Raw genomic sequence first — 11,211 nt, forward strand, 5'->3', positions numbered from 1 at the left:
AAAAATAGGAAAATTCTCCTATAATTTTATTGATCAGTTTTATAATTTGTAAAATTACTTCTTTTTTGAAGTTTGATTGTTCCAAATTGTCACAAAATCAGTCTATAAAAATAAAGCCTTTAATTCTGTAGCGTCAGATGGTTTTATTTTGCCTGCAAGCAATAAACTCAATTGTTTACGACGAAGCGCGGCATCAAAACGTTGGATTTCTAGTTCGGTTTCTGGAATAATTGCTGGTACTTCAACAGGTCTTCCAGTGTCGTCTACAGCTACAAAAGTGTAGATAGCTTCATTGGCTTTTGTTCTATTTCCAGATTCGCGGTCTTCTACCCAAACGTCAATAAAAACTTCCATCGAACTTTTAAAAGATCTTGAAACTTTAGCCTCTACGGTTACAACGCTTCCAAGCGAAATTGCTCTGTTAAAAGCAACGTGATTTACAGAAGCCGTTACTACAATTCGGCGTGAATGTCTGCGAGTCGCAATACTTGCTGCGCGATCCATTCTGGCTAATAATTCGCCGCCGAAAAGATTGTTTAAAGGATTTGTTTCGCTCGGTAAAACTAAATCAGTTAAAATAGTTAGAGATTCTGAAGGATGTTTTGGATTCATTTTTTGAATAATAAATTTTGTTTTTCAGCCACAGATTTCACGGATTAAAATGATTAAAAAAAATCTGTGAAAATCTGTGAAATCTGTGGCTAACTTTTTAATAATTGAAACTGATTAATTCAACCAGTAAACAGCCATTACAGCTGGTATAAAATATATAACAATGGTTCTCGCACCATCGTAATCTTTTGCAAGTCTTTGTCCGAAAAGCATCATTAACAAACAAATACATGAAAATATAGCTCCGTAAAAACCAAATTCTCTTCCGTTATTTGTGAATAATTGAATACCTCCAACAACGCACAAGATTCCAGAAATTAATTCTAAAATTAGTAAATGTAAAAGAGCTAATGGAACTTGATTTTTTAATGGAGTTTTGGCAAAATGCTCTTTAAGCCAAGCTACATTATCTTTCCAATAAAAAATTTTTTCGTAACCTGATTGTAAAAAAGTTAAAGCTAGAAAAGCTAAAAGTAGAATTGAGGCAACATTGTTCATTATGAATTATTTTTTATGAATTAAACGAGTCAACTTGATTGATAAATCGGTGAGGATTATTTTCGCATTTCCATTTCTTTCAATATGATACATGGCATCTGAAAGTTCTTTGAATATTTCGTGAATGTTATTTCCGTTTACGAAGGGAGCAAAATTTTCCAATTTAAATTTATCTACTTTCGGTTCAATGTAAACTAAACTTTGCGCTTGGTAATTTAACATCAAGGCTTGTCGGAACATTTCGATACAGTATTGAATAAATTTTTTCTGACTTTCGCGTCCTAGCGCAGCAATCTGTTCACTCCAAGAAATTAAATCTTGAATAGCCGCAGCATTTCCTTTTGCTCTAAAAGCGGCGCGAACCCAATTGACAAACCATTGCTCGAATGGAAGATCATCATCATCTTCTTTTAATAAGTGAAGTGCTTTATTAAAATTTCCTTGTGCTTGATGCGCAATTTTTTTGGCTAGATTCGAATCTATATTTTCTTGTGCAACCAAAGCCTCAGCGATTACTTTTTCTGGAAGTCCGTTAAAGTGAATTACCTGGCAACGTGAACGTATGGTTTGGATAATATCTTCTTCATTTTCAGAAATCAGAATAAACATTGTTTTGTCTGATGGTTCTTCTAAAAGTTTTAAGAGTTTATTTGATGTCGCTATATTCATTTTATCTGCCATCCAGATAATCATGATTTTATAGCCGCCTTCGTAAGATTTTAGCGAAAGTGATTTTAAAACTTCCTGTGCATCTTCTACACGAATTTCTCCTTGTTTGTTTTGAACACCCAAAATTTTATACCAATCGAATAAACCTCCGTATGGCATTTCTTGAATAAAACCGCGCCAATCCTGAATGAAATCTAAACTCTTAGGTTTTGTCTTTACATCTTCGGTGGTAACAGTTGGATAGATAAAATGCAGATCGGGATGAGAGATGTTATCAAACTTTAGATTACAAGAATCGTTTCCGTTTGAATTTTCGTCGCCGGTATTGTTGCACAAAATGTATTGGGCATAGGCAATGGCGGTAATTAATGTACCACTTCCTTCCGGACCAACGAATAATTGTGCATGGGGAATTCTACCAGAAGCGACACTTTTTATCAAGTGGCTTTTGATATAATCTTGACCTAAAATTTGAGAAAATTGCATTGGGCAAAGATAGAAGAAAATGTGTAGTCAAAAATTTTAGAGATAAGATTATTTCGTAGTTATAATTTTCAAATTTAGAAATCGAATTTTGAAAATTTTTCTCGTCACTTTCGACAGAATTTTGTTAATAAATATCTTCAAGTTAGTAAATATCAAGATGTTTTTGTTAATATTTTTTTCCAAAAATCGTCAAACGAAGGTTTTTTTTGGTTATTTATAGAGTCAAAATCTTATTTTTTATAGTTAATATCTTACGGATTTTTAATTAACATTTTTAACAAAAAGCCCGTTAAAACGCACATTTTCTCGACATAACACTGGTTTTTAAGGTTTTTTTAAGATATTTTTTTGAAAAAAAATCCATTACAGTTGTAATTTAAGTTAATTTCTATATTTTTGTTTTTATCAACAACCAATTATAAAATAAGAATCTATGAAAGGGAAAATTATTCTATTTAGTGCTTTTTTTATCTTAACTACTGCGGCTGTTTCAGCACAAGCTAAAAACGCACCAAGAAGTATTATCAGTACAACTGCTCTTATCCGAAAATACCATGATCAAAAAGAATTGAGTGGTATGCAAAAGGGTGAACTTTTGGAATTATACATCGAGCGTATTAAAGTATTAGTTAAAACTCTCCCTTACATTGCTTTGGTTACTAAACCAGGTGTTACTATGGCAGACTTAGGTATTCCAGACGATAACGAACACAAAAAAGTTTTAGATGCTCAGGCAGTTGGTACAACAACTTTCTTGGATACTACGGTAGATTTTCAAAGAAAAATGATGCCTTACTCTGATAAAGGAAATCTAATCGCCGCAATCTTATTCTACGAAAGTACATTGAAATCATTACACGAGTTCAACGATTTGAACGAAATGTAATAAAGCATTTTTTAAAATCTTTTTTGAGAAAGTCTAAGTGAATACCAGCTAGGCATTCTTAAAAAACAAAATAAAAAAACAACTCATTCTCGAGGGTCCTGAAAAACTTCAGAAAACTCGAGAGGAGTTTTTGCATTTACGCATACCCAAATTTATTATTAACCGTAATACCCCCCTTATCATGAAAAAAATTACTCAATTGATCTGCGTTCTTTTGACAGTAGCGAGTATGAATGCTCAACAAGAGAAAGGAATTATGGGCTACACCAATTGGTTAAACAACTGGACTGAGTTTAAGCCTAATAAAGTTGATTATGGAGAAGCAAACCAAATTTTGGCAGGAAATATTTCTGTTAATACCAAATTGCTAAAAAGAAACATCTACGTTCTACAAGGAAACGTTTATGTTACAAACAATGCTGTTTTAACAATCGAACCAGGAACTGTAATTATTGGTGATTTCGAAACAAAAGGAACATTGGTAGTTACAAAAGGTGCTCAATTAGTAGCTGATGGTTTAGAAACAGATCCAATTGTATTTACTTCAAACCGCAGTATGAAAAAAGCTGGTGATTGGGGTGGAATTGTAATTCTTGGAGATGCACCAATTAACAAATTCGGAAATGTAGGTTCTTATAACCTTGATCTTGATCCTTCAATGACTACTTACGGAGGAGACAATGTAGCTTCAAACTCAGGAATTTTAAGATTCGTTAGAATTGAATTTGCTGGTAAAAAAGTAAAAGGAGCCGATACTTTTAACGGTTTGACTCTTGCTGGTGTTGGAAGCAAAACAGTTCTTGAAAACATTATGGTAAGTTATGCTGGAGGAGACTCTTTCGGAATCTTAGGTGGTGACTTAAATGCTACAAAATTCGTATCTTATAAATCAGTTAACGACGACTTTAAATTTTCTCAAGGAGTTCAATGTCGTTTCTTCAACTCTTTAGCAGTTAGATCTTCTTACTTCTCTAGTACTAAAGATGGATCTCGTTGTATGGAGGTTAAATCTTATGAGAAGAAAAGTGAAACAGATTTCACTAAAAAACAAACTTTAGTTGTTGCAAGTAATATTACAATGGTTAACGACAGTGAAAACATTAAAGCTGACATTCAAGCAGGTTTAGTAAAAGAAGCTGTTTATGTAGCAGAAAATGCTTCTCTTGAAATGAAAAGAAGTGTAATCTCTGGATTTAACCCTGCTGTATTATTAGATAGCAAAACTGAAATCAATGATGCCAACCTTAAAAAAATCAAATTTGAGGAAATGTATTTCAACTTATGTAATGGAAACATCTTTACAGAATACAATTCTAACAATGAAGATTTAGAAAGCTGGTATGGAAACAGTGTGTTCTTTAACGTGATGTCACAAAGTGACAACAAAGAAACATTCATTGACATCTTCAATCCTAAAAAGCCAGATTTCAGATTACAATTAGGAAAAATCACAGCTTCTAGCGGTAATAGATAAATAGTTTCGATTTTTATTTCCCACGCGTAAATTTTATTAATTAAGTCCCCAGACACAATTTATGTATCGTCTTACGGGCCCAAATAAAGATCAAGACATAATGGTATCTACGAAAAAATATTTTTTATATATAATATTTTTGGTTTCGCCTATATCGTTAACTCTATATGCACAGAATACAGCAGAAAAACCTACTGAGGCTGCTGATTCTGAGTGTGTGTTAACTATGGCTTTTAATAACCAAAACAACAATACTAATGCTGTTGAAAACGGCAATTTTAATCAGTTTATAGTAGGGATGTCCACCCCCAAGGACAGCCTTACTATAGCGGCTGAGTCAAATACTGTATCTAACGATTGTGAAGAGATTTCATCGGTTGCGGCTACTTCAATTCTAGCAAAAGAAGTAATTGAAAACTACAAATATGATTTCTCAGAAACATTTATAGATATCTTGTTTTTTGAGCGTATAGATCTAGCAAGAACACGCACTATATGATTCAAAAAATTACTTTATCTTTTTTTAAAGTTTTACTATTATTCAGCATAATCCTTTTTACTGAATCGAATACTTATGCGCAATCATCAATATCTCCGCAACAACTACCTTTTAAAGATATTTGTGCTGGAGATATTGTTAATGGCGCTAAATACAATGAATATCTAGCAACTTTTTCATATTTAAATTTTGCTTCAAATGTTACTTTTTCTGTTCAATTGTCTGATGAGTTTGGTAGTTTTACCAACCCAACAGCTACTACTACTCTTGATGTTATTCAATTATCAGGTACAGAGCAAACCATTAAATTCGCAATTCCTACGACACTAAAAGGTTCTAATACTTACAGTTTAAGAATAGTAAGTAGTAACGGAATTAATAGTCCGAGAGCACAAAATTTTTCAGGGTCATATTCTTTTTCAGTTTTCTATAAAGATTACGTGTCTTCGTTTTTAATAAATCAAAATAGAAATACTGCTACTTTCTGTTCTGGAGGCAGTTTTACTTTGTCAGTTGATAATCTTACTCCTGAAGTGCCAGAATCATCACCTGCAAACTATTCGAATATTAAATACAAATGGTACAAGGATGATGTTCTAATTTCAGGTCAAAATTCGTCTTCTTTAGTAGTAAATGCTGCAGGCGTTTATTATGCAGAACTTGATTATGGCCAATGTTCGAATGTGAATTTCAGTTCAAATAGAGTTACCGTTTCTTCATCATCTTCTGGGTCTGCAATTACAATAAACTCATCTTTAGGAAATCCTTTTTGTGCCAGTGGTTCAGGAACGATTTTAACTGCTACATCTGGTAACAGCTATCAATGGAAAAAAGATGGTGCAGCCATAGCAGGAGCTACTAATCGTACTTATAGCACTAACGAGTCTGGTGTTTATTCTGTAGACGTAGATTTTGGCGGTTGTATAGCAACAGGAAGCATCGATTTGAAAAGCAATAGTTTCAACGCAAGTATTGACGCTCAAGACGGATATAAATTAAATGAAGGCGAGACTATAACAGTCACTATAACTACAGACGCAACAAATCCGACTTATGAGTGGTATTTGAACGGCAACTTAATTCCTAATGAAACATCGCCATCATATGTGGTAGCTGTTAAAGGTATTTATAAAGCAAAAATTGCTCAGGCATCTGGCTGTGTTGCTAGTAAAGAATTTTCATTCAAAATAAATGGTGATTCTGCATCATCAAGCGTTATTCCGAACATTATTAAGTTAAGCGGAATGAATCCTTATTGGAATATTCCAGATGAGTATAAAAATGCAAATACAAAGGTAATGATCATTAGTTCAAACGGAGAGATGGTTTTGGATGTCGTGAATTACCAAGGCGATTGGCCTCAAAACAATATAGATTTTAAGAATGTAAATCCCGTTTATTACTATGTCATTCAATCCGACACAGGTGAAAAAAAAGGATCAATAACTGTTATAAAATAATATGAAGAAACTTTTACTATTCATCACTTTATTTTACGGTTTATCAAATGTACTCTATTCTCAAAGCGCTAGCGAGGATGGAGTTGTTTCGTTTTCATTACCTATCAGAAATTCTTTAAAGTTTAATAGATATATAATTAACCCAACATTCAGCTTTGTTAGAGAATCAAATCCATATGTAAGTTTCTATAACAAAAGGCAATGGGTTCAATTTGAGAATAACCCACAAACTTATTTTGCTACTTATTCAGGACGTTTTAGAGAAAACGAAGCATTTGCTGTTGGTCTATTTCAACAAAATTATGGTCTTATGACTGTTTTTGGAGGAATTGCCAATTTCGCTCATAATATCGTTCTGGAAGAAGATAGTAATTTGACTTTTGGTTTAAATGCGGGAATTTATCAAAGCGGTCTTAATACAGGAAAAATTATATCAGATGATTCAAGTATTCTAACTGGAGATTTTCCAAAAAGTACGCTTTTAACGGTAAATCCAGGGATTAACTATGGTACTACTTTTTTTGATTTCGGAGTAGCGATTAACAATTTAGTGCTTTACAATTTTGGATCAGGAATGGTAAAAGAAGATCCAGAAAGAGCGATTCAATTGCACGCCATGTACACGGGATACATTGACAGTTATGGTTTTTTTGACAGAAGTAAATTTTCTGGAATTGTTAGAACAGAAATTAAAAAAGATAAAACAGTTATTTCAGGTCTAGGAATGTTAGCACTTCAGCAAGGAGTTTGGGCACAATTAGGCTATAATACATTGTATGGAGTTTCTGCAGGACTTGGGGTTAATATTTCTCCAAGTATTGCTATTGAATACAATTACGAAAGAGGAATGGGCAATTTCTCTAATTTGGGCGGTTCTCATGAATTTGCTATTGCTTACAAATTCAAAAATAGAAATTACTATTACGGAGATGACGATGAGGGTTCTCTAATTGATCCTTCAAAACCAAAACCAGTTCCAGCTAAACCAAAATCTCAAGCAACTCAAGTTAATAGAACTGAAATTGCTGAAAAGAACAGATTAGTTGCTGAAGAAAAAGCAAAAGCCGATGCAGAAGCAAAACAAGCAAGATTGGCAGCAGCCGAGAAAGTTAGAGTAGATGCTGAAGTCTGCAGCAAAAGCAAAATTAGAAGCAGACAATAAAGCTAAAGCAGATGCTGAAGCTGTTAAAATAAGATTAGTCTGCTGAGGCAAAAGCAAAAGCCGATGCTGCAGCTGCTGCGAGAGCACAAACTGTAACGGCAAACAGAGCCGTTGCTACAACACAAAAAACACAAGCTCAATTGGCTGCTGATAAAGCAAGAGCTGATGCAGAAGAGCGCAGATTAAAATTAGCCGCAGATAACAAAGCGAGAGTAGATGCTGCGGCAGCTGCGAGAGCACAAGCAGTGGCAAATAAGCCAACAGCAACAGCAGCACAGAAAACACAAGCTCAGTTAGCTGTCGATAAAGCAAAAGCCGATGCAGAGGCAATGAAGTTAAAATTGGCTGCAGATGCCAAAGCGAAAGCTGATGCAGAAGCTGCGGCTAAAGCAAAAGCAGAAGCCGCAAAACCAGCTTCGGCACCGCAAAAAACAGTCTGCCCAATTAGCTGCAGATAAAGCACAAGCTGACGCAGAGGCAATGAAATTGAAATTGGCAGCAGATGCGAAAGCTAAAGCGGATGCAGAAGCAGCTGCGAAAGCAAAAGCAGAAGCCGCAAAAGTGGCAGCTCCAGCGCCGCAGAAAACAGCCGCACAATTGGCTGCTGACAAAGCAAGAGCTGATGCAGAAGCTGCAGCAAAAGCAAGATTAGCTGCTGCAGAGAAAGTGAAAGCTGATGCAGAAGCCGCAAGACAAGCTAGATTGGCCGCAGCAGAAAAAGCTAAGGCTGATGCAGAGGCTGCAAGATTAAAATTAATAGCAGACAATAAAGCGAAAGCCGATGCTGCAGAAGCAAAACGTAAAGCTGACGCCAAAGCAAAAGCAGAAGCGGCAGACATGCAGTCAATATTAGCGGCAGATGCTAAAGCAAAAGCAGATTCAGATGCATTGCAAGCGAGATTAGCGGCAGATGCTAAAGCAAAAGCAGCTGCAGAGGCTAAGACTAAAACGTCTATTGATGCTGCAAATAGAGCTAAAGCAGCAAGCAGATTTAAAAGCAAAACTTGCTGAGGAAGTCGCTCTTAAAGAAAAAGCATATGCAGATGCAAAAGCAAAAGCAGATGAAGAGGCAAGACAAGCACTTATAGCCGCAGAAGCAAAAGCAAAAGCTGATGCAGAAGCACTAAAAATAAAACAAGCTGAAGAAGCACGCCAAGCACAATTAGATGCTGAAGCAAAAGCAAAAGCCGATGCAGAAGCGCTTCAAGCTAAACTTGTTGCAGATGCCAAAGCGAAAGCTGATGCAGAAGCAGCGGCAAAAGCAAAATTAGAAGCTGAAGCGAAAGCTAAAGCCGATGCAGAAGCAGAAAAAGTGAGATTGGCAGCGGAAGCAAAAGCACAAGCTGATGCAGAAGCTGAGAAGGCAAGATTGGCTGCAGATGCCAAAGCAAAAGCAGATATGGAGGCTTTACAAGCTAAATTAATTGCTGACGCTAGAGTGAAGGCTGATGCAGAAGCTACAGCAAAAGCAAAAGCTGAAGCAGAAGCGAAAAAATTACAAGAAGAAGAAGATGCACGTCAAGCGAAATTGGCTGCAGACGCAAAAGCAAAAGCTGATGCAGAAGCAGAGAAAGCAAGAGTAGCGGCAGAAGCGAAAGCAAAAGCTGACGCTGAAGCAGAAAAAACAAGATTAGCCGCAGAAGCAAAGGCAAAAGCCGATGCAGAAGCATTACAAGCTAAACAAGTTGCTGAAGAAAAAGCAAGAGTAGAAGAAGAAGCTCGTCAGGCGAAATTAGCGAGCAGATGCGAAAGCAAAAGCTGATGCTGAAGCAGAGAAAGCTAGATTGGCGGCAGAAGCATTACAAGCTAAACAAGTTGCTGAAGAAAAAGCTAGAGTGGAAGAAGAAGCTCGTCAAGCGAAATTAGCAGCAGATGCGAAAGCAAAAGCTGATGCTGAAGCAGAGAAAGCTAGATTGGCGGCAGAAGCAAAAGCAAAAGCCGATGCAGAAGCATTACAAGCTAAACAAGTTGCAGAGGAAAAAGCTAGAGTGGAAGAAGAAGCTCGTCAGGCGAAATTAGCGAGCAGATGCGAAAGCAAAAGCTGATGCAGAAGCCCTTCAAGCGAAACTTGCCGCAGACGCGAAAGCAAAAGCAGATATGGAAGCTCTTCAAGCAAAATTATTAGCTGATGCAAAAGTAAAAGCCGATGCAGAAGCAACAGCCAAAGCGAAGGCAGAAGCAGAAGCTAAAAAATTACAAGAAGAGGAAGATGCACGTCAAGCGAAATTGGCAGCAGATGCAAAAGCAAAAGCCGATGCAGAGGCATTAAAAGCACAACAAGTTGCTGAAGAAAAAGCTAGAGCAGAAGAACAAACTCGTCAAGCGAAATTAGCGGCAGATGCAAAAGCAAAAGCTGATGCAGAAGCTCTTCAAGCGAAACTTGCTGCAGACGCCAAAGCAAAAGCAGATATGGAAGCTCTTCAAGCTAAACTTCTAGCGGACGCGAAAGCAAAAGCCGATGCAGAAGCGACAGAAAAATTAAAGGCTGAAGAAGAAACTAGGCTGTTAAGAGAAGAAGAGGAGCGTCAGGCAAAATTAGCGAGCAGATAAAGCTAAGGCAGATGCGGCAGCAGCAGCACTAGCAGCGAAAGCGAAAGATGATACTGGAAAAGCTATTGAAAACTTGACTCAGTCTGTTGAAAGTACAAGTAAAGTACAAACAGATTTATTAGATCAGTTTAAAGCAACTGTTGCGAATAAGCAAAAAGACTTGAACGATTTAAAAGAAGAGAACGATTTAAGTGAAAAGGGTATTTATAAAGAGCCAAAACCATTCAAAAGTGTAGCGGCAGAAAACAGCCAAATTGAAGCATTGAAAGTTCAGATTGCTGATGCAAATGCTAGCATGAAAAATGAGATTGCGAAACTTACAAATCTTTATAACGATAGGCTTAAAAAGTTCCCTAAAGATGATCCTTTGAATAAAGCTTATCTTGAAAAGATAAACGAATTAAAAGCGGCTCAGTTGAAAATGGAAAGTGAAGGAGCAGCTTTAATTGCCGACTTAGAGCGTATTAAAACAGGAACTGAAATTGAGCGTAAACGTAGAATTAAACGTGCGAGCTTATGAGAATGATGAAGGAAGATATGCACAAGATATTGCCGCTCTTAAACGAATAAAAGAGACAACAAAAGTAAGTAGCACGCCATTAAAAGCAAATGATTTTGATTTTGGTGAAGAGCAGTCAAATATGCAGATTATTAAAAATATTAAAAACTCTGATAGCGGATATTATTTGATTCTTGCAGTACACAACAGTGTTGAGAAACGAGATGAGTTTTTAATTAAAGCAGTAGCTGCAGGACTTACAGATGTGAATTTCTTTTATAATGTAACAACAAGTAAGTATTACATCTATTATGAAAAATACGACGGTTTACAAGAAGCGACAAAGGCATTGGAAGCAAAAGGTAACAAGCCATACAACGGTAGAATGGCTGTCGTAAAAGTCGAGAATTAGTAAA

The 11,211-nt window shown here is 36.2% G+C and carries 15 protein-coding genes; 12 read left to right on the forward strand and 3 right to left on the reverse strand.

What is annotated here, in order from left to right:
• Positions 1–102: 102 nt before the first annotated feature.
• From P5P87_RS16900 to P5P87_RS16910, 3 genes are all read right to left on the reverse strand, one after another.
• Positions 103–612, reverse strand: a complete 510-nt coding sequence (locus P5P87_RS16900; RefSeq protein ID WP_278020019.1) for an acyl-CoA thioesterase — start codon at positions 610–612, stop codon at positions 103–105.
• 114 nt (positions 613–726) lie between these two features.
• Positions 727–1,110 carry a DoxX family protein gene (locus P5P87_RS16905; RefSeq protein ID WP_095930182.1) on the reverse strand — a complete coding sequence of 128 codons (384 nt, stop codon included), beginning with the start codon at positions 1,108–1,110 and terminating at the stop codon, positions 727–729.
• Between the two features lie 6 nt (positions 1,111–1,116).
• Positions 1,117–2,265 carry a DNA polymerase III subunit gene (locus tag P5P87_RS16910; protein WP_278020020.1) on the reverse strand — a complete coding sequence of 383 codons (1,149 nt, stop codon included), beginning with the start codon at positions 2,263–2,265 and terminating at the stop codon, positions 1,117–1,119.
• 433 nt (positions 2,266–2,698) lie between these two features.
• Here P5P87_RS16910 and P5P87_RS16915 point away from each other — a divergent pair, with 433 nt between their 5' ends.
• From P5P87_RS16915 to P5P87_RS16970, 12 genes are all read left to right on the forward strand, one after another.
• Positions 2,699–3,151: a hypothetical protein gene (locus P5P87_RS16915; RefSeq protein WP_198855090.1), complete on the forward strand. Its 453-nt coding sequence runs from the start codon at positions 2,699–2,701 to the stop codon at positions 3,149–3,151.
• 181 nt (positions 3,152–3,332) lie between these two features.
• Positions 3,333–4,625 (forward strand): hypothetical protein, encoded by a 1,293-nt coding sequence (locus P5P87_RS16920; protein ID WP_198855091.1) that lies wholly within the window; start codon positions 3,333–3,335, stop codon positions 4,623–4,625.
• A 100-nt stretch (positions 4,626–4,725) separates the two neighbouring features.
• Positions 4,726–5,124, forward strand: a complete 399-nt coding sequence (locus tag P5P87_RS16925) for a hypothetical protein (RefSeq protein ID WP_233074026.1) — start codon at positions 4,726–4,728, stop codon at positions 5,122–5,124.
• A complete protein-coding gene (gene sprC, locus P5P87_RS16930) occupies positions 5,121–6,584 on the forward strand; it encodes a gliding motility protein SprC (RefSeq protein ID WP_278020021.1) in 1,464 nt (487 codons plus the stop codon). The genes P5P87_RS16925 and sprC overlap by 4 nt, the downstream gene beginning before the upstream one ends.
• 1 nt (position 6,585) lies before the next feature.
• Positions 6,586–7,746 (forward strand): PorP/SprF family type IX secretion system membrane protein, encoded by a 1,161-nt coding sequence (locus tag P5P87_RS16935; RefSeq protein ID WP_278020022.1) that lies wholly within the window; start codon positions 6,586–6,588, stop codon positions 7,744–7,746.
• 140 nt (positions 7,747–7,886) lie between these two features.
• Complete coding sequence (locus P5P87_RS16940; protein ID WP_278020023.1) at positions 7,887–8,204, forward strand: hypothetical protein; 318 nt, start codon at positions 7,887–7,889, stop codon at positions 8,202–8,204.
• 22 nt (positions 8,205–8,226) lie between these two features.
• Entirely contained in the window at positions 8,227–8,757 is a 531-nt protein-coding gene (locus tag P5P87_RS16945) for a hypothetical protein (RefSeq protein ID WP_278020024.1), read from the forward strand.
• On the forward strand, positions 8,705–9,508 hold the full coding sequence (locus P5P87_RS16950; protein ID WP_278020025.1) for a hypothetical protein: 804 nt from the start codon (positions 8,705–8,707) through the stop codon (positions 9,506–9,508). Before P5P87_RS16945 ends, P5P87_RS16950 begins: the two co-directional genes overlap by 53 nt.
• A gap of 22 nt (positions 9,509–9,530) precedes the next feature.
• The gene (locus P5P87_RS16955) at positions 9,531–9,791 is read left to right on the forward strand and encodes a hypothetical protein (RefSeq protein WP_278020026.1); all 261 of its coding nucleotides are present in this window, start codon (positions 9,531–9,533) and stop codon (positions 9,789–9,791) included.
• Positions 9,792–9,843: 52 nt separating this feature from the next.
• Positions 9,844–10,296, forward strand: coding sequence for a hypothetical protein (locus P5P87_RS16960; protein WP_278020027.1), 453 nt, complete (start codon positions 9,844–9,846; stop codon positions 10,294–10,296).
• 73 nt (positions 10,297–10,369) lie between these two features.
• A complete protein-coding gene (locus P5P87_RS16965; protein ID WP_278020028.1) occupies positions 10,370–10,816 on the forward strand; it encodes a hypothetical protein in 447 nt (148 codons plus the stop codon).
• Positions 10,779–11,207 carry a hypothetical protein gene (locus P5P87_RS16970; protein WP_278020029.1) on the forward strand — a complete coding sequence of 143 codons (429 nt, stop codon included), beginning with the start codon at positions 10,779–10,781 and terminating at the stop codon, positions 11,205–11,207. Before P5P87_RS16965 ends, P5P87_RS16970 begins: the two co-directional genes overlap by 38 nt.
• Positions 11,208–11,211: the final 4 nt, after the last annotated feature.

The sequence above is a fragment of the Flavobacterium ginsengisoli genome, from assembly GCF_029625315.1.
Lineage (GTDB): Bacteria > Bacteroidota > Bacteroidia > Flavobacteriales > Flavobacteriaceae > Flavobacterium > Flavobacterium ginsengisoli.

Bases quoted from the DNA above. Each gene is read 5' to 3' on its own strand.
- P5P87_RS16945 (WP_278020024.1), top strand. From the start codon at position 8,227: ATGAAATTGAAATTGGCAGCAGATGCGAAAGCTAAAGCGGATGCAGAA.
- P5P87_RS16925 (WP_233074026.1), top strand. From the start codon at position 4,726: ATGGTATCTACGAAAAAATATTTTTTATATATAATATTTTTGGTTTCG.
- P5P87_RS16900 (WP_278020019.1), bottom strand. From the start codon at position 612: ATGAATCCAAAACATCCTTCAGAATCTCTAACTATTTTAACTGATTTA.
- sprC (WP_278020021.1), top strand. From the start codon at position 5,121: ATGATTCAAAAAATTACTTTATCTTTTTTTAAAGTTTTACTATTATTC.
- P5P87_RS16915 (WP_198855090.1), top strand. From the start codon at position 2,699: ATGAAAGGGAAAATTATTCTATTTAGTGCTTTTTTTATCTTAACTACT.
- P5P87_RS16920 (WP_198855091.1), top strand. From the start codon at position 3,333: ATGAAAAAAATTACTCAATTGATCTGCGTTCTTTTGACAGTAGCGAGT.
- P5P87_RS16910 (WP_278020020.1), bottom strand. From the start codon at position 2,265: ATGCAATTTTCTCAAATTTTAGGTCAAGATTATATCAAAAGCCACTTG.
- P5P87_RS16950 (WP_278020025.1), top strand. From the start codon at position 8,705: ATGCTGCAAATAGAGCTAAAGCAGCAAGCAGATTTAAAAGCAAAACTT.
- P5P87_RS16905 (WP_095930182.1), bottom strand. From the start codon at position 1,110: ATGAACAATGTTGCCTCAATTCTACTTTTAGCTTTTCTAGCTTTAACT.
- P5P87_RS16960 (WP_278020027.1), top strand. From the start codon at position 9,844: ATGGAAGCTCTTCAAGCAAAATTATTAGCTGATGCAAAAGTAAAAGCC.
- P5P87_RS16935 (WP_278020022.1), top strand. From the start codon at position 6,586: ATGAAGAAACTTTTACTATTCATCACTTTATTTTACGGTTTATCAAAT.